Origin of the sequence: Mycobacterium sp., assembly GCF_040509115.1 — a bacterium.
Classification (GTDB): Bacteria; Actinomycetota; Actinomycetes; order Mycobacteriales; family Mycobacteriaceae; genus Mycobacterium.
On sequence record NZ_JBEVLO010000022.1, the window covers coordinates 1 to 21437 of the forward strand.

Annotated in this window: 21 protein-coding genes; 9 read left to right on the forward strand and 12 right to left on the reverse strand. The window is 66.8% G+C overall.

Annotation, left to right across the window (positions count from 1 at the left end; genetic code table 11):
* Positions 1-504: 504 nt before the first annotated feature.
* The 3 genes from ABW137_RS01900 (at position 505) to hxlB (ending at position 2749) form a co-directional block, all read left to right on the forward strand.
* Positions 505-1479 (forward strand): EamA family transporter, encoded by a 975-nt coding sequence (locus ABW137_RS01900; protein WP_526396318.1) that lies wholly within the window; start codon positions 505-507, stop codon positions 1477-1479.
* A gap of 22 nt (positions 1480-1501) precedes the next feature.
* Entirely contained in the window at positions 1502-2035 is a 534-nt protein-coding gene (locus tag ABW137_RS01905) for a CGNR zinc finger domain-containing protein (protein ID WP_526396320.1), read from the forward strand.
* A 150-nt stretch (positions 2036-2185) separates the two neighbouring features.
* On the forward strand, positions 2186-2749 hold the full coding sequence (hxlB, locus tag ABW137_RS01910) for a 6-phospho-3-hexuloisomerase (RefSeq protein WP_526396322.1): 564 nt from the start codon (positions 2186-2188) through the stop codon (positions 2747-2749).
* A 52-nt stretch (positions 2750-2801) separates the two neighbouring features.
* Here hxlB and ABW137_RS01915 read toward each other — a convergent pair whose 3' ends face one another.
* Positions 2802-3353: a DUF4334 domain-containing protein gene (locus ABW137_RS01915; RefSeq protein WP_526396324.1), complete on the reverse strand. Its 552-nt coding sequence runs from the start codon at positions 3351-3353 to the stop codon at positions 2802-2804.
* Between the two features lie 218 nt (positions 3354-3571).
* On the opposite strand from ABW137_RS01915, the gene ABW137_RS01920 reads away from it, so the two are divergent.
* Positions 3572-4120, forward strand: a complete 549-nt coding sequence (locus tag ABW137_RS01920; RefSeq protein WP_526396326.1) for a DUF1349 domain-containing protein — start codon at positions 3572-3574, stop codon at positions 4118-4120.
* A gap of 67 nt (positions 4121-4187) precedes the next feature.
* The gene (locus tag ABW137_RS01925; RefSeq protein WP_526396328.1) at positions 4188-4844 is read left to right on the forward strand and encodes an HAD-IA family hydrolase; all 657 of its coding nucleotides are present in this window, start codon (positions 4188-4190) and stop codon (positions 4842-4844) included.
* Positions 4845-4887: 43 nt separating this feature from the next.
* Here ABW137_RS01925 and ABW137_RS01930 read toward each other — a convergent pair whose 3' ends face one another.
* Positions 4888-5964, reverse strand: a complete 1077-nt coding sequence (locus ABW137_RS01930; RefSeq protein WP_526396426.1) for a 3-deoxy-7-phosphoheptulonate synthase — start codon at positions 5962-5964, stop codon at positions 4888-4890.
* A 297-nt stretch (positions 5965-6261) separates the two neighbouring features.
* Entirely contained in the window at positions 6262-7350 is a 1089-nt protein-coding gene (locus ABW137_RS01935) for an NAD(P)-dependent alcohol dehydrogenase (RefSeq protein ID WP_526396330.1), read from the reverse strand.
* Positions 7351-7536: 186 nt separating this feature from the next.
* Here ABW137_RS01935 and ABW137_RS01940 point away from each other — a divergent pair, with 186 nt between their 5' ends.
* A complete protein-coding gene (locus tag ABW137_RS01940) occupies positions 7537-8364 on the forward strand; it encodes a LysR family transcriptional regulator (RefSeq protein WP_526396332.1) in 828 nt (275 codons plus the stop codon).
* A 38-nt stretch (positions 8365-8402) separates the two neighbouring features.
* Here ABW137_RS01940 and ABW137_RS01945 read toward each other — a convergent pair whose 3' ends face one another.
* The 5 genes from ABW137_RS01945 to ABW137_RS01965 all read right to left on the reverse strand — a co-directional run bounded on the left by ABW137_RS01945 (position 8403) and on the right by ABW137_RS01965 (position 14191).
* A complete protein-coding gene (locus ABW137_RS01945) occupies positions 8403-8996 on the reverse strand; it encodes a sarcosine oxidase subunit gamma (protein WP_526396334.1) in 594 nt (197 codons plus the stop codon).
* Entirely contained in the window at positions 8989-11853 is a 2865-nt protein-coding gene (locus ABW137_RS01950; RefSeq protein WP_526396336.1) for a 2Fe-2S iron-sulfur cluster-binding protein, read from the reverse strand. The genes ABW137_RS01945 and ABW137_RS01950 overlap by 8 nt, the downstream gene beginning before the upstream one ends.
* Positions 11854-12129 (reverse strand): sarcosine oxidase subunit delta, encoded by a 276-nt coding sequence (locus tag ABW137_RS01955; protein ID WP_526396338.1) that lies wholly within the window; start codon positions 12127-12129, stop codon positions 11854-11856.
* A gap of 31 nt (positions 12130-12160) precedes the next feature.
* On the reverse strand, positions 12161-13402 hold the full coding sequence (locus ABW137_RS01960) for a sarcosine oxidase subunit beta family protein (protein WP_526396340.1): 1242 nt from the start codon (positions 13400-13402) through the stop codon (positions 12161-12163).
* A gap of 123 nt (positions 13403-13525) precedes the next feature.
* Positions 13526-14191 (reverse strand): GntR family transcriptional regulator, encoded by a 666-nt coding sequence (locus ABW137_RS01965; protein ID WP_526396342.1) that lies wholly within the window; start codon positions 14189-14191, stop codon positions 13526-13528.
* A 150-nt stretch (positions 14192-14341) separates the two neighbouring features.
* On the opposite strand from ABW137_RS01965, the gene ABW137_RS01970 reads away from it, so the two are divergent.
* Positions 14342-15736: an L-serine ammonia-lyase gene (locus ABW137_RS01970; protein ID WP_526396344.1), complete on the forward strand. Its 1395-nt coding sequence runs from the start codon at positions 14342-14344 to the stop codon at positions 15734-15736.
* Between the two features lie 50 nt (positions 15737-15786).
* On the opposite strand, the gene ABW137_RS01975 is transcribed toward ABW137_RS01970, so the two are convergent.
* Both ABW137_RS01975 and ABW137_RS01980 read right to left on the reverse strand, forming a co-directional pair.
* Positions 15787-16743, reverse strand: a complete 957-nt coding sequence (locus tag ABW137_RS01975) for an alpha/beta fold hydrolase (protein ID WP_526396346.1) — start codon at positions 16741-16743, stop codon at positions 15787-15789.
* A 525-nt stretch (positions 16744-17268) separates the two neighbouring features.
* Complete coding sequence (locus tag ABW137_RS01980; RefSeq protein WP_526396348.1) at positions 17269-17979, reverse strand: ANTAR domain-containing protein; 711 nt, start codon at positions 17977-17979, stop codon at positions 17269-17271.
* A gap of 216 nt (positions 17980-18195) precedes the next feature.
* Between ABW137_RS01980 and ABW137_RS01985 the strand changes: the two genes are divergently transcribed.
* Positions 18196-19056 (forward strand): glycoside hydrolase family 16 protein, encoded by an 861-nt coding sequence (locus tag ABW137_RS01985; RefSeq protein ID WP_526396350.1) that lies wholly within the window; start codon positions 18196-18198, stop codon positions 19054-19056.
* 78 nt (positions 19057-19134) lie between these two features.
* Here the strand turns inward: ABW137_RS01985 and ABW137_RS01990 are convergent, their stop codons facing one another.
* Both ABW137_RS01990 and ABW137_RS01995 read right to left on the reverse strand, forming a co-directional pair.
* A complete protein-coding gene (locus ABW137_RS01990) occupies positions 19135-19866 on the reverse strand; it encodes a hypothetical protein (protein ID WP_526396352.1) in 732 nt (243 codons plus the stop codon).
* Positions 19863-20453, reverse strand: coding sequence for a hypothetical protein (locus ABW137_RS01995; RefSeq protein ID WP_526396354.1), 591 nt, complete (start codon positions 20451-20453; stop codon positions 19863-19865). The genes ABW137_RS01990 and ABW137_RS01995 overlap by 4 nt, the downstream gene beginning before the upstream one ends.
* Before the next feature lie 150 nt (positions 20454-20603).
* On the opposite strand from ABW137_RS01995, the gene ABW137_RS02000 reads away from it, so the two are divergent.
* Complete coding sequence (locus tag ABW137_RS02000) at positions 20604-21416, forward strand: adenylate/guanylate cyclase domain-containing protein (RefSeq protein WP_526396356.1); 813 nt, start codon at positions 20604-20606, stop codon at positions 21414-21416.
* Positions 21417-21437: the final 21 nt, after the last annotated feature.

Consider the following 21437-nt stretch of genomic DNA (forward strand, 5'->3'; position numbering starts at 1 on the left):
TCGATGCCGTCCGCGGCTCACGTGCCGTCGAACGCGTATTACAACTGACCGTCTACATGGCGTGTGACGCGGACTTCACCGATCACTCTCGTCTAGCCGACAGCGCGAGCGCGATATTGTTCGACACTTGGCCTTCGGCCGGTCTCGGCGCCCGCGCAGCGGTAGGCGTAAGCACGCTCCCCGGTGGGGCTCCAGTCGAGATCCAACTCGTTGTCGCGCTCGCGGCAGCCACCGACTCGGCGACCTGCGATGCTCGTGTGCGACCGTGTGGGCCGGTGTGACCTGCGCCGGACTCGGCGTTGATCCCGACGGCGGTAGTTCGGCGCGACTTGGCCGCCCCCGCTGATGTCGTGACCTCGTAACTCACCCCAAATCGTCCGGCGATGTCCGAGCGCCTCTCCCGATTCGCCTCGCTCGAGACCGATCGAGTCGCGTGTGCGTCATGGGCAAAATTCCACTTGGCAGATGACCGGCGACGGCCTAGGGTAATGAGCCATGTCGGTAATGGCTGATGACACGGTGCCAGGAACGTCCCGCACGGGCCTGGGTGTGCTGTTCGGGCTTTCGTCGTCCGCGGCGTTCGGATTGTCGGGTCCGCTGGCCAAGGGGTTGATCGATGCCGGGTGGACTGCGGGTTCCGCGGTGACGGCGAGGCTGCTGCTCGCGGCCGCCGTGATGCTGGTGCCCGCGGCGATGTCGTTGAGGGGCCGGTGGTTCCTGCTGCGGCGAAACCTGAAGTTGATCGCTGTCTACGGAACGGCCGCCGTGGCCGGATGTCAGCTCGCGTACTTCAACGCGGTCAGCTACATGCAGGTCGGTGTGGCGTTGTTGATCGAGTTCACCGCACCGGTCGCCGTGATCGGCTGGCTGTGGGTCCGCCACGGTCAGCGGCCTGGTCGACTGACCTTCATCGGCGCCGTAATCGCTGCAGCGGGGCTGGTTTTGGTACTGAACCTGGTATCGGGAGCCGACGTCGACGTCGTCGGGGTGCTCTGGGCGCTCGCGGCGATGGCGGGCGCCGCGGTCTACTGGGTGATCTCCGCCGACGAGGACAATGGACTGCCGCCGATCGCCTTGGCGGCCGGGGGTCTGCTGCTCGGCGGCACGCTGTTGCTGCTCGCCGGGCTCGTCGGCATCGTTCCCTTCGCGGCGCCGCGCACCGGCGTCGACTTCGTAGGTGCCACGGTGCCGTGGTGGGTACCGATCCTCGCATTGGGCGTGGTCACCGCGGCGCTGGCCTACGTGCTCGGAATCCTGGCGAGTCGACGACTCGGCCCCCGGCTGGCTTCCTTCGTGGGTCTGGCGGAGGTCGTTTCGGCGCTGGTGTTCGCGTGGCTTCTGCTCGGCGAGGCGCCCGCGGTGATTCAACTCGTCGGCGGCGCATTGATCCTGTTCGGCGTCGTCGTGGTCAAGCTGGGCGAGCCCAAGGCCGCGCAGCCGACACCCGAGACGCCTCGCGCGGTGGCCGAACCTCGATGATCGCCGCTGGTAACGTGGCACGATGCTGCTAGCCCATGACACCGAGACGGGGATGCGAGCTGCGGTCGCGCTGGTCAACTCGGCAGTTGAGCCCGACACACTCCTTGCGGTGGAACAGCTCTCGGACTTCTACGCGGAGTACGACTACACCGGGCGGTTGGATGGCGACGAGGCCGAACTGCGGGCCGTCCGGAGCCTGCGACCCGTGCTGCGGCGACTCTTCACCAGTGCCCGCGACGAAGCCGTCGACATCGTCAACCAGCTCTTGGAAGACCACGACGCACGGCCCAAGCTGGTACGCCACGGCGACGCCGATTGGCATCTGCACGCGGTCACCGCCGACCAACCGTTCGCGACGCGTATCGCGGTCGAAACCGCGATGGCGATGATCGACGTCATCCGACTCGACGAGATGAGCAGGCTGACCGTGTGCGACGACCCCACTTGCGACGGCCTGGTGTTCGACCTGTCCCGCAACCGATCTCGCCGCTTCTGCAGCACCACCTGTGGCAATCGGCTGGCCGTCGCCGCGTACCGCGCACGGAGATCGAGCTGACCGCCGCTTCGCCGCGCACGGCGCTGCCAGCACCGTGTCACGTCAACTCGGCCACCAGGCTCCACGTGAACGCGCTTGCCACCCATGGAGGCAAGCAATGACCGCTCAACTGCCGCTCGCGTTGGACGACACCATCGGAGGAGTGACGCGATGAGTACCACCACCCATCTCAAGACCATCCTTGGCGAGCTGACCAGCAACCAGCGCTGGATTGACGACGCCCAACTCGACGAGTTGGCCGACGCGATCCTTGCGGCGAACCACGTCTTCCTCTCCGGCGCCGGGCGTTCGGGGGTCGCCATCAGAGGGTTCGCCAATCGCCTTGTGCACCTGGGGTTCTCGGCATCGATGGTCGGTGACGTGACCAGCCCCCACACCTCCAAGGGCGACCTGCTCATCGTGGGTTCGGGATCGGGGCGCACCGAGAGCCTGGTCGCGCTCGGGAAGACGGCGCAGGCGAGCGGGGTTTCGGTCGCGCTGGTCACGATGGACGCCGACTCGATCCTCGGACGGATGGCCGACGTCGTCGTCGTGCTGCCAGGCGCGTCGCCGAAGGTTCGTGGCGAGGTGCGGCAGGTCGCCTCGGTTCAGCCGATGGGTTCGGCCTTCGAGCAGATCACCGCGCTCACCTTCGACGCCGTGGTGCTCGAGCTGATGGAGCGAACCGGGCAGACCTCCGACGACATGTTCGCGCGGCACGCCGATCTCGAATAGCGTTGGTGGCGGGTCAAGCTCGGTGTCCGGGCCGTTGACCGGCAAGGACGGCTTACCGTACTCGAAGCGAGTCGTCGCGTCGCAGTATGAAGAAGTACGGCGCCTTCGACCCGCGTAGGTCCATCGCGCCGATCACGGTGTCGTCGTCGAGTCGGCGAAAGACGTCGTTGATGGGCACCTGGTCGTAGACCATCGTGGCGCTGTCCACGTCGCGATAGCGCGTGGTGCGCAAGCGCGCCTTCGGGGCCCTGGTGCTCAGGGCTGGCCGCGCGGCGGAGACCGCGCTCTGGTAGTTGCGGCCGCGCAGGCCGGGCAGTTTGGTGACGATACCGAGGCCGCTGATCGCAAGCACGGGATTCATCGCCCAGAGCGTGCCGTCGGCCGCCGGGAAGAGCAGCGGATGCACGGTTTCGGCGTCGATGAACTGCTTACCCCACCAGCCGCTGGCTTCCAGCAGGCCGTCCATCGGGTGGCCGGTGGGCAATTCGGTGCCGCGCCAGGTGCCGACCATGGCGTCGGGGTCGACGGCTGCCGACGCGTCGAACAGAGACAACGCGTCGGCGGTGGTGGTGGGCGCATTCGGCAGCACGTCGGAGAGCAGCATTTGTCCACCATACTTGACAGGTGTCAAGAACGGTCGTCGGACGTTCGTCGCAGCGGCATCCGGGCCAAGAGGCTCGGCGCGGGCGGTACGACCGTCGATCGACGGACTGAAGGCCGATCGCACGGCTAGATTGGTCCGCTGAACACCAAACCCGTTCGGCGACGGCGCGCCACCGGGCCCGCTCTTCCGATCCCACAACAGATTCGAGGCCGCAACAGATGCGTGGTGTATCGCTGACATCCGACTGGACATGGACCCGAGCGACTGCGTCGAGCGTCGATGCCGCCGCGAAGACGGTGTCATGGAACTGCGAGCCCGGGTCTGACTACTGGCGCACAACGGCGTCGGGGGTCGTGTCGCACAACGGTCATGCACTGCTCCACCCGGCCGACGGCGACTTCGCGCTATCGGCCGAATTCGCGGCCCCGCTCAGCGAGCGATACGACCAGTGCGGCCTCATTCTCATCGAGAACGAGACGAAGTGGTTCAAGACGAGCTTCGAGCGCGACGGCGACATCTTCGTCGGTGGGGTCGCCACCAGCGGTACCTCTGATTGGTCGCGTTCGCCGACCGACCGCCTCACCTCGCTGAAGGTGGTGCGTCAGGGCACCACCGTCGAGGTGTACGTCCATGAGGCAGAGGCGATTTGGTCACTGATTCGGCAGCTCACCATGGCTGGCCATCTCCAAGTCGGGCTCTACTCGGCTGCTCCCACCGGTGCGGGGTTCGTGACGTGCGCGTCGGATGTGGAGCTGTCGTTGGGCTAGCCTGCGGCGACCGGTCCGTCCACGGTGAAGATCGGGGGCGGCGCGACTGCCTGAGTAGGGTGCTCTCATGATGTTGGACGTCGACGCAATCCTGTTCGACATCGACGGAACCCTGGTGGACTCGACTCCGGTCGTCGAACGTTCGTGGCGCACCTGGGCCAGGGAGTACGACGTCGATGCCGATGAAGTGATGCTGGTCTGTCACGGCCGACGGAGCGAGGACACGATCGCCGACTTCGTCGCGCCCGAGCGTCAGACCGCGGCGGTGGCCCGGCTCTCGGAGCTCGAGTCGGCCGATCTCGACGGCGTGACGGCGTTGCCCGGCGCGCAGCAGCTCATCGATGCGTTGCCACGTGAGCGGTGGGCCGCGGTGACGTCGGGCGGACGCGCATTGATGACCGCTCGGCTGACGGCGGCGCGACTACCCATTCCCGAGGTCATGATCTGCGCCGAAGACGTCTCCGTCGGCAAGCCGGACCCCGAGGGATACGCGAAGGCCGCGGCGGCACTGGGCTTCGACCCCGCTCGATGCGTGGTGGTCGAAGACGCGCCCGCCGGCATCGCCGCGGGACGGGCCGCTGGGGCGCACGTGCTGGCCGTCACGACCACCCATGACGCCCATCAAGTAGCCGACGCCGATGCAACGGTTGCCGCCTTGTCCTGCGTGCGGGTAAGTGTCACGGGTGGCGGAGTGGTGCTGACGGTGCTGTCCACGGAGGGCTAGCGCCGCCTTCGCCCACCTCTGCGGCCGCAGCGCGTCACCTGCCTTAGCGTCCCTGAAGGCCTCCCTGGAGCTTGGCCTCGTGCAACCGAGCCAGCACATCGGCGGTCGTCTCGAAGTCCATGCACTTGTCGGTGACCGACTGGCCGTACACCAGATGGGGGCCGACGGGCTGGGCGCCTGCGACCAGGAAGCTCTCCAACATCAAGCCGCTGATGCCGCGCTCGCCCGCGGCGATCCTGGCCGCGATCTCGTGGGCGACTTCGGCCTGGCGGACGTGATCCTTGTCAGAATTGGCGTGCGAGCAGTCGATCATGACGTTGGCGGGCAGCCTCGCCGCGACCAGACCCTCGATCGCCTTGGCGACGGATTCCGCGTCGAAGTTCGGGCCGCCCGACCCGCCCCGCAGGATCAGGTGGCAGTCGGGGTTACCCGACGTCTCGACGATGGCGCCCCTGCCGAGGCCGTCGATCCCGAAGAAGACGTGTTGCGCCGCAGCGGCTTTCACGCCATCGATGGCGGGCTGGACGTTGCCGTCGGTGCCGTTCTTGAATCCGACCGGCATCGACAGGCCGGAGGCCAGCTGACGGTGAATCTGCGACTCGGTGGTTCTGGCGCCAATCGCACCCCAGGCGATGGTGTCGGCGATGTACTGCGGGCTAGTGGGTTCCAGGAATTCGCAACCCACTGCCAGGCCGAGCGCTCCGATGTCGCACAGCAGCTGGCGGGCGGTGCGCAGTCCTCGCTCGACGTCGAAGGTGCCGTCCATGCCGGGGTCGTTGATGAGCCCCTTCCAGCCGACGGTGGTGCGGGGCTTCTCGAAGTACACCCGCATGACGATCTTGAGTCGATCGGCGTACGCAACGGCCAGGGGTGCGAGACGACGCGCGTAGTCCATGGCGGCCACGGGATCGTGGACCGAGCACGGCCCCACGATCACCAGCAGGCGATCATCGATGCCGGCGAGGATGTCGGTGGTCTCCTCGCGATGACGTCTGACCGCTTCGGACACGGCCTGGCTCAGGGGGAGTTCGGCACGGATCTGCTCGGGAGCCGGAACGGGACGAAAGGACGTGATACGTCGATCAGAGGTGCTTTCGGTCTCGGCGTCGATGGTGGTGATGGTCACGATGTGGTCGGGCTTCCTGTGAGTGGTTCTCAGGGCGGCCCGTCAGTTCATCCGGTGCCCTGAATGACGAAAAGCAGCGACCAAATGGTCACTGCTGGGCTCCGGGTGGCGTATCGCGCGTGGTCTAGTGCGCCCTATCCGCGGCTCCACCCGGAGCCGAGATAAAGCGCCAATAGCAGCGCGTGCCGATGTTCACGGCTGTGACCATACCTCGTCGTCTCACGGTCTGGCGAGCCAGGTCGATGCCGTCGATTCCGGGCCGCTCGACGAGCATCGTCGGAACGGGGCCCTTCACATCGTGAGGATCGGCTTGATGGTCTTGCCGGAGCGGCTGTCGGCGATCGCGTCGTTGATGCGTGTGAGCGGGTAGTAGCCGACGAGACGATCGACGGGAAAGTTGCCTGCCTCGTACTGCTGGATCAGGTAGGGGATGAACTCGGGTGGATTCGGATCCCCCAGGGGCACGCCACGAATCACCCGACCGGGGATCAGCGCAGGGATGACGACGGTGAGCTCCTGGTCGTGACCGGCCCCGAGGATGGCGAGCGTCCCGTCGGGCTTCAGTGCCGCCAACGTCGCTTCGAGGACGGCGGGCGATCCTGTGGTGTCGATCGCGAAGTCCACGCCGCCCAACCGTTTCAGCGCCTCCGCGAGGTCAGTCGTCGAGGTGTCGATCACCACGTCGGCACCGAGTTCGGTCGCCAACGTCAACGGCGCTGCCCGTCGGGCCGCCACGATGACTCGGCCCACACCGGCGATCTTGGCGGCGAACAGTGCCGAGAAGGCGACCGCGCCGGCCCCGAGGATGACGACCGTGGAATCCGGCCCGGGTTTGAGCGCATTGAGGACGGTGCCCGCCCCGGTTCCGAAGCCGCACCCCATGGGCCCCGACAGTTCGAGCGGAACCTCGGGGGCAACCTTGATGGTGTTGCGTACGTTGCTCAAAGCGTAGGTCGCAAAGGAGGATTGGCCGAAGAAGTTGCTGCTGAGCGCATTACCTCCAAGGTCGGTGACGGCGGTGCTGCCGTCGGGTCGACGGCCTCCCCAGTTCAGTGGGAACGAATGGTCACAGTAGGCTGGCCGAGCCTCGCGGCAGTGCGCGCAGCTTCCGCAGTTGTTGAAGCTCAACACGACCGGATCTCCGGCGGCAACGGTGGTGACGCCGTCACCAACGCGTTGCACGATTCCCGCTCCCTCGTGTCCCAGTACGGCGGGCAGCGCCGTCGGATTGAGCCCGTCCACGACGGCCAGGTCGCCGCCGCAGATGCCGACCGCCACCATCCGGACCAGGATCTCGTCCTCGCGAGGGTCGTCCAGTTCGACCTGCTCCAACTCCAGTGGCGCGTCCCGAACGCGCGAGACGGCAGCCGTGATCCGCATGATGATTCCGTTCTGGTCTGATGGGTGGTGTCACGCCGCGCCGGTGGCGGGCTGACCGAGCACGGCTGGCCTGAGTGCTACTGGGCGCCAGTGGCGAAAGGTCGTGATGACGGTCACGCCTTCCACCCTGCGCCTCGCGCGATCACGCGTCCAATACCCGTTGCCGAAGATTGATACGGTCGGGGTATGGATCTCGACATGCGCAAGCTGCGCTACTTCGTGGCGGTCGCCGAGCAGCAGCACTTTGGTCGAGCGGCCGACCAGCTCTACATCGCCCAGCCCGTCCTGAGCCGTCAGATCCGCTCGCTGGAGCAGGACTTGGGGTTTGCGCTCTTCGAGCGGACGACGCGCAGCGTGCACTTGACGGCCGCCGGTGAACAGCTGCTCAGCGAGGCCGTCGTGGTCCTGGCGAGCGTCGACGCCGCACTCCGGCGGGTGCGAGAGGCCAGTCGCGGAGTAGAGCGCCTAGTGGTCGCGTTCTCGCCGGGGATGGGAGTCTCCAAGCCGATCCGCGCCTTCAACGCCCAGTATCCCAACGTGGAAGTCGATCTGCTGCAACTGAAGTGGTGGGAGCAGGATGCACCGCTGCGCGACGGCAGAGCCGATGTCGGCTATCTGCGGCGGCCCTTCGACGACACCGGACTACGCGTGATCCCCATCGGCAGAGACCGCATGGTGGCCTGTCTGCCCGATTCCCACCGCCTCGCCCGCCGAAGGACGCTGCGGATGGCAGATCTGGACGGCGAGAACATCCTCGATCAACCCGCCCGGCGAACGTCCTCGATCGAGGAGAAGTTCGAGCTCATTGCCGTCGGTCACAGCATCGGCTTGATGCCCCGCGGTATCGCCGCGGCCTACTCACGCCCCGAATTCGCCTACGTCCCCGTGACCGATGCCGAGCCCGTCGAGACATGCCTGGCCGTGGCCAAGAGTCGGCGCGAACGCCGGATCCGTGACTTCCTGCGACTGGCCACGGCCTCGCTGCAAGCGCGTCCGCTGGCCGCGGTCGACTGACGCAAGCGCCGCGCCACCGCGAAAGGTCCGGCACCGGCCTACCAGCGGACGCCGAACTCCTCGGCCGCGTCGATCAACCACTCGGCCAGATGGCCGGCGAACGACGACCGAACCAGGATTCGATAGTCAGAGCCGTCGTCGGCCAACGCGATCAGCACGACGGCGGCCTGGCCGAGCATGGTCTGCGCGGCGGTTCCTGGCCGAAACACTGCCGGATGCAGATCGAGTGAGCAGCCCTTGGCGAGGAGGTCGCGGGCGTGTTCGCCGCGAAGTCGGACGGTGGTGCGCTGGGCCGACACGTCGATGGCAGCGCCGCCGCGTTCGGTGACGGCACTGCGCAACTTCGCTTCGAGCGCCTCACCGGTCAACGCGGTCGAGGTGATCAGCCACTCCTGCGGGCCGAACCAGATCACCGTCGAATCGGTGCCCTCGATGACCGTCGACGGCTCCGTCGGCAACGCGCCGACGCCAAGGACGCCTGCCACCGCGCCGCCGCCGGATCCAGCGGGATCGACCCACAGGTCGACCATCGCGACGAACGGTTCCTCGCAGATGCTCGTGGCATCGGGCAGTCCCGCGAATCGGGACTGATAGCCCTGCAGTGGGCTGCGGCGGGTGAGGGTGTCAGCCATCGCGGCGCGCTCCTTCGGGATCGACGAGCACGGAACCCGTGATCTCCACGGGAATCAGGGTTCCGGACACGGGGACGTGGACGGTGTCTCCGATGCGCGCGTGTCCGCCCTTCAACAGCGCCAGCGCGAACGGGCGACCCAGTTCGGCGCTGCGGTAGCTCGATGTCACGTGCCCGAGCATGGGCACCGGCGGTGGAGGCAGGACGCCATCAGCGACGGCTTCGATGATCTGTGCGCCTTCTGGCAGAACGGTTTCCGCGTCGATGGGCAACAACCCGACGAACTGCTTGCGAAGCGGATTGAGGTTCTCGCTGCGGGTGAACGACCGCTTGCCGATGAAGTCCACCTTCTTCTTCGACACCGCCCAGCTCATGCCGAGGTCTTGAGGGGTGTTGGTTCCGTCGGTGTCCTGCCCGATGATCGGGTAGCCCTTCTCGGCGCGCAACACGTGCATCGTCTCGGTGCCGTATGGCGTGATGCCATGGGGCTCGCCCGCGGCGATGAGCTTCTGCCACAACGCGGTCGCGTACCACCCCATCACGTTGACCTCATAGGCGAGTTCGCCGGAGAAGCTCACCCGGGCCACTCGGACGTGCACACCGTCGATGCTCGTATCACGCCACGCCATGAACGGGAACGCCTCGTTGCTGACGTCGACGTCCGGAAAGACCGCCCCGACGACGTCGCGCGACTTCGGGCCCACGACGGGGAAGGTATGCCACTGCTCCGTGACCGACGTCAGTCGCACCCGTAGGTGGGGCCACTCGGTCTGCAGCCACTCCTCCATCCAGTCGAGGATGTGCGCGGCACCACCGGTGGTGGTGAATACCTGGAAACGGTTGTCGTCCAACCGCATCACGGTCCCGTCGTCGATGACCATGCCGTCGACCCCGCACATCACGCCGTAGCGGACCATCCCGACCTTGAGGGTGCTCATCATGTTGGTGTAGAGCATGTCCAGGAACTGGCCTGCATCGACGCCTTGGACGTCGATCTTGCCCAGGGTGGAACCGTCGAGCACACCGACGCCACCACGGACGGCGGCACATTCGCGCAGCACCGCCTCTTCCATGCTTTCCGTCGTCGCCCCGCCGGGGTTGAGCGGGTAGTACCGCGGTCGCTTCCACTGGCCGACGTCCTCGAACACCGCACCACGGTCGACGTGCCAGTCATGCACTGCCGTGACGCGTTCCGGGTCGAACTGGCTGCCCCGGCTGCGGCCGGCGAGCGCCGCGAACGCCACGGGGGTGTAGGGCGGTCGGAACGTCGTGACGCCCAGATCCTGCACGGGGGCGTCGAGCAGTGCGGCGGTGATGCCCGATGCGACGACCCCGGAGGTCTTGCCCTGATCGTGGGCGGTGCCGATCGTGGTGTAGCGCTTGATGTGTTCCATCGACCGCATTCCGGCTCCCACCGCGCGGACCAGGTCGGCCACCGTGGCATCGCGCTGCAGGTCGACGAACTGGCTGGTGGCATTCTTCGGGTCCCGCACGTACCACAGCACCAGGTCCGCCGCTGGCTTCCGAGCCGAATCCGTCTCGCCCGCAAGCGGATCGGAGGTAGCGGAGTATCCGAGGTCACCGATGGCTGCCGTCCCCGCCTCGCGCCCGTCGCGTAGGCAACCCGGCAGGTCGAACACGCCGTTGGCGGATCCGGCGACGCTCACCCCATCGAGCTTCTCGCCTGGCACGAATGCGCCAAGGACGTCGTCGTAGCGCAGCTTTCCGCGTGCCTGGCTGAACAGGTGCACCGCGGGATTCCAACCGCCGCTGATCAACAACGCATCACACTCGACGGGCTGCACGGCATCGCCGGAAGCGACGAGGGCGTGCGTGACGCGATCCTCGCCGCGCGTTCCCGTGATGAGCGACCCCACCCGGACGGCGATACCGCGAGCATCGCATGCGCTCAACAGATCTGACGACACCTCGGGGCGGGCATCGACGATCGCCGTAATGGTCACACCGGCGTCGTGCAGGTCGAGCGCCGACAGGTAGGCACTGTCGTTGGTCGTGAACACCGCGACCTGCCGGCCCACCTTCACGCCGTAGCGGTGCAGGAAGGTTCTCGCGCCGTGCGCCAGCATGATGCCCGGCCGGTCGTTGTCGGTGAACACGACGGGACGCTCGTGGGCGCCCGTGGCCACGACGACCCGCCGGGCCCGGATCCGCCACACGCGTTGACGGCTCACTGCCGCAGGTGCTTTCGCGCCGAGGTGATCGGTGCGGCGTTGCAACGCCAGGACGAAGCCATCGTCGTAGTGCCCGAAGGCCGTGGTGCGCTGCAGGTGCAGCACGTCGGGATAGGTGGCGAGCTCGGCCACCGAGTCGGCGACCCAGTCCAGCGCAGGTCTGCCGTCGATGACGTCCGCGCTGCCCAGCAGTGCTCCGCCTGCCTCGCTCTGCTCGTCGAGAAGCACCACCCGCGCGCCGGCCCTGGCCGCCGTCAACGCAGCGGCCAGACCCGCTGGCCCCGCTCCGGTGACCACCACGTCGGTGTGCACGTGGGTGGCGTCGTACTTGGCGGTATCGGCGATTTCGGCGAGGCGGCCTTGTCCAGGAATGCCCCTGGCCACCAGGCCTTCGAACAGTTCCACCGTGGTGGCCAGCAGCATCGGCTCGGGGAAGGGATGTTCGACTTGGACCAGGCCCCCGGTGTCCTCGGCCCACGCTGAGGTGATACCGCGCGGACGACCCAGCTTGATGCTGGTGGTGACCCGGTGCACGCCGTTGGCCAGCAGCGCTGAGGCCAGCGTGTCGCCTCGGTGGCCGGTCAGTTCCCGGTCGTTGAAGGTGAAGTTGACGGTAGTGGTCCGGTCGACTCGTCCACCCTCGGTGGTGCGGAAGGGTGCACTCATCTAGATCGTCGGCTTCTGCTCGTCCGTGCGGTACACGCGATGAAATCGGTAGGTGGCGGTGTCGCGGATCGCGTTGAACCAGCGGCGGCACCCCGCGTTGTGACTCCAACGCTCCGCGAACAGACCCTTGGGGTTGCGGCGAAAGAACACGTAGTGAGCCCATTCCTCGTCGGTCAGGGCCTGCGGGTCCTCGGGGTAGGCGACGTGTGCCTCGCCGCCGTAGTGGAATTCGGTTTCCTCACGCGGCCCGCACCACGGGCACTCGATGAGTTGCATGTTCGCTCCTGCTTGGGTGGCTGGTTCGGCTTCAGTGCGCGACGCCGGCGGCGCCGTGCTCGTCGACCAGCGCGCCGGTGACGAATCGGTCGAGGCTGAACGGTGCGACGTACTCGTGTGGCTCGTCGTTGGCGATGGTGTCGGCAAGGCACCAGCCCAGACCGGGTGTGACCTTGAATCCGCCTGTGCCCCAACCGGCGTTGAGATACACGTTTTCGTAAGGGGTGCGGCCGACGATGGGTGACGCGTCGGGGCAGACGTCGACGATGCCCGCCCAGGTGCGCAGCAGATGCGCGCGGGCGAACACCGGGAACAGCTCCACCGCGGCGGCCATTTGACGTTCGATGATGTGGAACGCCCCGCGCTGGCCGTACCCGTTGTAGGAGTCCACGCCTGCGCCCATGACCAGCTCACCCTTGTGGGCCTGCGACACGTAGACGTGGATGGCGTTGCTCATCACGATCGTCGGGTGGACGGGTTCGAGCAGTTCGGAGACCAGGGCTTGTAGGGGATGGCTCTGCAGTGGTGTGCGGATGCCGAGCATGTCGGTCAGCGTCGACGTGTGTCCGGCTGCGCACAGCGCGACCTGCCCGGCACCGATGTCACCCCGGGTGGTGCGCACGCCCGTCACGCGGTCGCCGTCGGTGATGAATCCGGTGACCTCGCAGTTCTGGATGATGTCAATGCCTGCTTCGTCGACTCGGCGGGCGAATCCCCATGCGACGTAGTCGTGTTTGGCGATGCCGGCGCGCGGCTGATACGTCGCGCCGAGCACCGGATAACGAATGTCGTTGGAGACGTTGACGATCGGGCAGAGCTTCTTGACCTCATCGGGGTCGACCCACTGGGCGTCGATGCCGTTGAGCTTGTTGGCCTCGACGCGCCGAACGCTGTCGCGGACGTCCTGCAGACTGTGCGCAAGGTTGAGCACGCCGCGCTGGCTGAACAGGATCGGATATTCGAGGTCGTCCTCGAGGGTCTCCCAGAGTTTGAGGGCGTGTTCGTAGATGAACGAACTCTCGTCCCACAGGTAGTTGGAACGGATCAGGGTGGTGTTGCGGGCCATGTTGCCGCCGGCGAGCCAACCCCGTTCCAACACCGCGACGTTTGTGATGCCGTGGTTCTTGGCGAGGTAGTGGGCGGTCGCCAGTCCGTGTCCGCCGCCGCCGACGATGACGACGTCGTAGGTCTTCTTGGGTTCGGGTGTGCGCCAGAGGAATTCAGGATGTTCTGGCAGGTGTGCGCCAGGGGGAGTGGTGGGTCCGGGTGTCATCGCTGGGCTCCCCTCGCTAACCGATGACTAATATATCAGTTCACTGTGACTGTAATGTTTGGCGTCGGGGCGGTCAACCGCAACGAGGCGCCGACCGCGAGCGGGTGTGCGGTGGGGCAGCGCTCAGATGACGGCGCGGACGCCGTGCTCGAACCCGTTGACGTGCTGGAGGGTCAACTGGGCTGCGGTGTCGCCGTCGCCGTCGAGGATCGCCGTCAGGATCGCGGTGTGTTCGTTGATGTGCTCGGCCACGTCGGGTAGTCGTTCCAGGAACAGGCAGAAGATCCGGGTGACCAGGTTGTGGTAGCGGATGAGGACGGCCTCCAGATGGGGGTTGCCCGCGGCCCGGTAGATCGTGCGGTGCACGGTCATGTCCAGTCGCATCAGGTCGGTGGCATCGGAGGGAAGGTCGTCGACGGTGGCGAACCGGGTGAGGATGTCCTGCATCGCCGTGCGCTCGGTTGCGGTCACCCGGTCGGCCGCACGCCGGGCGGCCAGAGGCTCGAGTTGGACGCGAATCTCGTTGATGTGGGCCAGGTCGGTGATCTCGACCCCGGTCGCGAACGTCCCTCTGCGCGGGTACGACACCACGAGGCGGTCGTCTTCGAGGCGCTTGAGCGCCTCGCGGACCGGGGTGCGCCCCACGTCGAGCTCGCCCGCGACCCGACCGTCGTCGATGGGTTCGCCAGGCCGGATCTGCAACGTCGTCAGCTGATCACGCAAGGCCAGATAGGCGCGGTCGGCCAGGGACGACGGCGGGCTGTCCAAGCCCGTGCTGATCACCGACACGGGCCGACTTTAACACCCTGATATCCAACAGGTATGCGTCTCCCGCACCACTGTGCCTAAGACATGAAATTGATATATTAATCGCCTATCTAAACGTCGGTGCTGCATTCGACCCTGGGCGCACTTGCCTGAGACAGGCGGTTCAACCACATGACGATCAGCGTCTTCGAGCTCTTCAAAGTGGGCATCGGCCCCTCCAGCTCGCACACCGTTGGCCCCATGAAGGCCGCCTACCAATTCGCGACGCGCCTGGTGTCCGACGGCACGATCGATCAGACCGCCGCGGTGCGCTGCGAGCTGTTCGGCTCCCTTGGGGCCACCGGGCACGGCCACGGCAGTGTCAAGGCCGTCGTACTCGGACTGGGGGGAGAGCAGCCACACCTCGTGGACCCCGTTCAGGCCGAACCACTGGTCGCCGCGGTCCGCGCCGACGGGCAGCTCACGCTGGCGGGAACCCACCCGATCCGGTTCGACGTCGACGAGGACGTCGTGCTGCACCGCGGTAAGCGGCTGGACTTCCACACCAACGGCATGGTCTTCGAGGCGCTCGACGCCGACGGACGCCAGCTCGAACGCCGCGAGTACTACTCCGTCGGTGGCGGATTCGTGCTCGATCAGGACGAAACCGGGACGGCGGTGTTGATCACCGACCCGACGCCGGTGCCCTACCCATTTAGCAGCGGCGCCGAGATGTTGCGGCTGACCACCGAAACCGGGCTCAGGATCAGCGATCTGATGATGGCCAACGAACAGGCATGGCGCAGCGAGGCCGAGATCCGCACGGGCCTTCTGCACATCTGGGACGTCATGCAGGAGTGCGTGGAACGCGGCAGCAAGACCGGCGGGGTGCTACCCGGCGGACTGAAAGTCCGTCGTCGCGCCGCCGCGCTGCGAGAACAGTTGCGCACCAGTGACGACGACGGTGACGCCCTGCGGGCCATGGAATGGGTCACCATGTACGCGCTGGCGGTCAACGAGGAGAACGCCGCGGGTGGTCGCGTGGTCACGGCGCCGACCAACGGCGCCGCGGGCATCATCCCGGCCGTGCTGCATTACTACCGCAAGTTCATCGACGGGTACAGCGAGGACGGCGTCGTCCGGTTCCTCCTCACTGCGGGCGCAATCGGGTTGCTGTTCAAGGAGAATGCTTCCATCTCCGGCGCCGAGGTGGGCTGCCAGGGCGAGGTCGGCTCGGCCTGCTCGATGGCGGCCGCCGGGCTGGCCGAGGTGCTGGGCGCCACTCCCGAACAGGTGGAGAACGCCGCCGAGATCGGCATCGAACACAATTTGGGACTGACCTGCGACCCGGTCGGCGGCCTCGTCCAGATCCCGTGCATCGAACGCAACGCGGTGGGCAGCATGAAGGCCATCGGTGCCGCCCGGATGGCCCTGCACGGGGACGGAACCCATCACGTCTCGCTGGACAAGGCCATCAAGACCATGCGTGAGACCGGCGCCGACATGAGCGTCAAGTACAAGGAGACCGCACGGGGTGGCTTGGCGCTCAACGTCTTCGAGCTCCCGTTGAACGTCGTGGAGTGCTGAGGATCCGCTCGCTACGCGCGGTCAGCGTCCGTACGACGGCCTGGATCGGCTCAATCCCGTTGCGTCACGACGACGCCTTCCCCAACGATCGAGTCGGTGGGGTGGGGCTTGCTGCGTCGCGGTGCCGTCGACGCACCGCGGTCGTGTGGCGCGGTCAGTAGGTCGGTCCACCGGGCCTCCGAGTATTCGAAGGGGCTGGTGGTGGACAAGAAGGCGCCCATCGCGGCAACCAGTTGTGGGGCGTTGGTCTCGTGCGGGTAGTGCCCAGCGCCCGCGATCTCGACCATCACGGCGTGCGGTACGCGTTCGGCGAAGGTCTGATGATGGTGCGGGGGAATCGTGGTGTCCCGCGTTCCCCAGGCGACCAGGACCGGAAGGTCGGTAAGCAGGCCCAGTTGGCGAGTGGCCGACACGCTCTGACCGCGCCAGTCGATGACGGTGTGCGCGGTTCTGATGAACGCGCGTCTCTGCTGAGCTCCGCCCAGTCCGCGCAACACCCTGGCTAGAGCGTCGGCGTCCGGTGATGCCGCCAGAGGCGGGACAAGCGCCAAGGCAAGCCGCGTCACGGCCATGGGAATCCTGGCGAGCCCGGCGATCACGCCTTGCGCGCCGGGCAGGGTCGCCGCGCGCAGCAGTGGTGCCACTTCGGAACCCAGGCCGCCACTGCTGATCAACATCAGCCGCTCGGTGCGGTCGGGGAACTGATAGGCAATCTGCAGCGCGACGCCACCGCCGAGGCTATGCCCGACGATCGTCGCGCTGTGGTGTCCAAGAGCCAGCAACAGGTCGCGGATGGCGCACGCGTGAGCGCCCAGCGAATAGTCGCCGGCAGGCGGATCGGATTCGCCGTGGCCGGGCAGATCCGGGGCGATCACCGTGTGGGTCAGAGCCAACGTCGGGATGAGGTCGTGCCAGGTCTGACGGGTTCCGCCCAAGCCGTGCACGAGGACTACCACCGGTCCGGCGCCGGCAAGCGTGAAGGCGATGTTGCCCCCCGTGAGTCTCATCACGGCGTCCATCCTCGCGGGTGGGGTGCGCGCGGATCGGGTGTGAGCGCCTACGGCTTTCGTCTGGGGGTCGTGGTGAAACGAGGCGATCATCAGTCAACTCCTAGAGCGTTGTGAGCAGCGACGATCGTGTAGATGGCGGCCGCGCCGCTCTGGGCTGATGCGGCGGCAGGAACCGGTCTCGCGTGTTGTTCTCGTGGTCGGCGGTGTTCACCGCGCGGACGCGATGTTGGCGCTGCGTTGCGCCGGGCACCAATGCCGTTGGAGAACTCAAGCCGTTGGACAACTCCACAGGCAAGTTCCCGCTGACGTCACTGCCAAACCCCTGGCCCGCCTCTTCCCGTCGATGCTCGGTATCCGCCGCGCCGTCGCAGCGCGGCGAGTGGAGGTGCCGAGGGACGTGACACTCGGAGGTTCTTACGCACCGCTGACTCGGGCGACCGCGGGATCCCGCCCCACCGAGGCTGCCCTGGACCTCTGGTCGGGGGCCCTGGACCGCTGGTCGATGGCTAGTGGGGAACGCGGTCATCCATCGGCGTCGAGTCGCAGTCGATGGTCGATGATGTCGCGTGCCACCTCGGTCGCGGTGCGCCCGGTCGCGTACGCGTGGGCGCGCAGACGTGCGAGGGCATCTGCAGGACCGCTGCCCAGCTGGGCGACCAACACCCCGGTGGCCTGGCTCACCTCGGCTCGCGACAGGGTCGTGAGTTCGGTCCAGGCATCGCTGTCGGGGTCCGCCGTCGCCGACTCAAGGTACTTGCCAAGGATGTCCAGGACGGGCAGTTGGGCCAGGTCGGCGGCGGAGAACGCCCCTGCGAGATCCGCTGGCGACAACATCCCGGGCCGAAACCGAAACAAGTCGAGGGCGGCGGTGTACTGACTGGCCACGATCACCGGCATGGCGAAGACGCCGCGGACCCGCTGAGCCACCATGGCAGGGCGGTATGCAGGCCACCTCAACTCCAGTGGGTCGGCGAGATCGGCCACGAGAACCGGGGCGCCGCGTGCCACGGTGTCCATGCAGGGTCCTTCGCCGAACGTGAATTGCAGTTCGTCGTAGTGCCGAGCCGCCTCGCCACTGGACCCCAGCGTGCCCGTGGTGGAGCTGCCGAGGACCAGCGACAGTGCGGCCGCGTCGACGCCCAGAAGTTCGACGCATGCCTCGCACAGGCGATTGGCGCCGCTGACGCCACGTTCGCCACCCATCGCCGAAGCCAACTGCTGAAGGATCGTCACTAGCGGGTGTGCACAGACTTACGGGCGGAGACGTCTGCGATCTGATCTGCGGCTACGAATGGGGGATACCCGGGTAGCGGGCACTCGACGCACTAAACCGACGACCTCTTTGCCTTACCAGTGCGTGGTGATCGGCGATGACGGGCGGGCATGGACCGACGCGCCAATCGGCATGCCAACACGCGCATTCCAGCAAGGTGGCCTTATCGTGTCGCAATGCCCGAGTTCGATCGTCGCAATCTCCTCTACTTGTCGGGGCTCGGCGTGCTCGCCGCCGCGATGCCGACGACGCTGTCGATGCCGCCCCTGGCCGGCGCCGCCCCAGGGGACTCGAACACACCACCCCTCGAGCCGCCGGTCGGGACGACCGCGCCGACTTTCCTGTTCCACGACGAGTTCGACGGTCCGGCCGGATCGGCGCCGGATTCGACGAAGTGGACGATCGCCACGGCCCGCGAGACCATCAAGAACCCCGTGTTCTGGGATCGTCCGGAGAACATGGGCCAGTACCGCAACAGCCGCACCAATGTCTTCCTCGACGGCAATTCCAACCTGGTCATCCGAGCCACCAAGGAGAACGGGAAGTACTTCTCCGGCAAGCTCACCGGGAACTGGCGCGGCGGCATGGGTCTCACCTTCGAGGCGAGGGTGAAGTTCGACTGCCTGACCCTGGGCTGTTGGCCCGCCTGGTGGCTGCTCAACAACGACCCGGTCCGTGGCGGCGAAATCGACCTGGTCGAGTGGTACGGCAACGGGAATTGGCCCTCGGGAACCACCGTCCATGCCCGACTGGACGGTACTTCCTTCGCGACCCAGCCCTTCGACGTCGACAGTGCGTGGCACGTCTGGCGCTGCACGTGGAACGACGCGGGCCTGTACTTCTGGCGGGACTACGTCGAGGGCATGGAGCCGTATTTCACGGTTCCGGCCAACTCACTCGACGACTGGCCGTTCAACGATCCCGGTTACCAGTTGGCGCCGATGCTGAACCTCGCCGTCTCCGGGTCGGGCGGCGGGGATCCCACGGGCGGAACATATCCGGCCGACATGCTCGTCGATTGGGTCCGGGTCTGGTGACGACCCCGTCCCGATCTTGACGCAGCACGGAGGGCCACGGTGGTGGCCGTGGCCCTCGCGCGCGGTGCGTTCAGACGGTCAGACGGCGAGCAGTCGCTGGAAGAACTCGCGGTAGCGGGTGAGCGCGAGGCGTAGATCCTCCGTCGACACCTCTTCGCCGCGGGCCCACTGTTCTTCGAGTCGTGCGCGGGCCTGGGAGAAGCCATCCGTCAACTGGTCGACGACGTCGGACACCAAACCGTCGGCCTTCTGCACGCACATCCGCGGATCGTCGACGAAGCCGGCCTGGACGTCGTCCCAACGGGAGCGCAAGCCGGACAGGTCGTTGACGGCGAACAACGAATCCGGTTCCGCGGTCTCGTCCGTCGGGGCGTGGTGGTTCGCCGCAGCCGACGCGGCCGGTCGCGGAGTCTCCGAGAGCTCCGTGGCCCGGTCGTCGTCGCGAGCGGGTGTCCGTGGCGTCGGCGGTTCGTCGACGCCGAGCGGTGGGCCCATGGTCTGATCAGCGATGGGTGGTTCTTGTTGCGGCGTGGGCGTCGTGACCTCATCGCGCGGCATGGGTTGGGTCGGCGTGGCCAACGGGTCACCCGGCTGCTCGAAGCGCGGTTGGTCGGCAGACTGTTGACCGGGCTGCTGGTCGGCCCGTTGGTAATCGGCACGCTGATAGTCGGCCTGCGGGGAATCGGCACGCTGGTAGTCCGTCTGCTGGGAATCGGCACGCTGGTAGTCCGCGCGCTGATAGTCCGCCTGCGGGTTCGGTGCCTCGGCAGTCAGGCCGGTGGTCTCGGCGTCGTTGCGTGGGGTGCTCATGCGCGTGCCTCCTGTGAAGTGTCGGTGTCGTTGGACTTGTTGGTGGGCTTGGCGGTTTCGAGCAGTTGCTCGAACAGCGCCCGGTAGTGCACGAACGCCTGGCGCTGCGCTTCGGTGTCGACGTCGCCTGCGTTCTGCGACAAGTAGATTGCGTGCGCGGCCCGGTAGTTCTCGACCACGGCCGGGTGATCGACGGAAATGTCGTCCGCGCGACGATCGAAGTCGTCGACGGGATAGCCGCGCTCGTCCATCACAATGGTCACCAGCCGATCCGCGTCCGCCACGGCTCCTGCCGGATCGTCGACGAAGTCGGTCTGCACCTTCCGCCACGATGCCGTGTAGCGCTGGTGGGCCTCCGGTGACAACGCGACGATGTCGAGCTTGTCGCGGTTGCGTTCGCGCGCCGCGAGCTCTTTCTCAGCGGCAGTCTGATCGCCGCTGACGGCCACCGTCCGCTCGTACTCGGGCCCAAAGCGTTGCTTGAGTCCTTCGGTTCGCTTGCGATTGCTTCGCGTGCCAGCGACGATCACCGCCACGACGGCGACCGCAACGATCGCTGCGATCAAAATCCATCCCCAAGTGGGCATCTTCCAGACCTCCTTGTCCTCCGGAGGGGGTACCCGACGCTCTTTTTCGGAAACGTCAATAAGAACGTCAATAAGGGTGGCAAAGCTTCATCCGTCCGTTGGCTAACATCAACTGGCCATGATCGACGACAGATCCAGCACTCTCCTCCGATGACGACACTCGTCCTATCGGTCCTCCTCGGCGTCGCGCTGGTCGCCGTCGTCACGCTGGCGGTCCTGCTCATCGTCACGAACCGGCGGCTGTCGGCGACCCGGCAGCGCCTTGAACAAGCTCTACTCGAGCGCTCCGCGCACCGCAGGAGACGGCGACGCGGGCTGGCGCCCTTCGCCATCAGGAAGACGTGGAAGACCGCGGAGATGGTCCGCACCAAGGGGATTGGCGCTACCGTTCGCAACTCGATCGAGGATCTCGCTGGCTGGGCCAGCGTGGAGCGGCCCGATCTGGCGCGACTGGCTGCCGACGGCAACGTCGTGGTGGTGTTCTCCGACATCGAGTCGTCCACGGAACGCAACGAGGAATTGGGTGACCGTGCGTGGGTCAGGTTGCTGCAGCGCCACGAACACTTGGTCCGTTCCCTGGTCGACCAGTACCGGGGGCACGTAGTCAAGAATCAGGGCGACGGCTTCATGCTCGCCTTTGCCGATCCCGAAGCCGCCCTACGATGCTGCATCGACGTGCAGCGGGAACTGTGCGACCACCCCGAGCGCTGGCAAGACATCAAGGTACGCATGGGCATTCACGTCGGAACCTCCGTCCGGCGCGGCGACGATCTCTTCGGGCTCAACGTGGCGATGGCGGCCCGAATCGCAGGCCACGCGGGCGGCGGCGAGATCTTGATCAGCGAGGCGGTGCGCGACGAGGTCGACGCACTCGACGGCATCGACCTCGCCGAGGCTGAAGCGGTCGCGTTCAAGGGTTTCCGCGGCACGCACGACGTATTTCCGGTCGTCCTCACCGGCTGACGTCGGACCGAATCTCGGCGT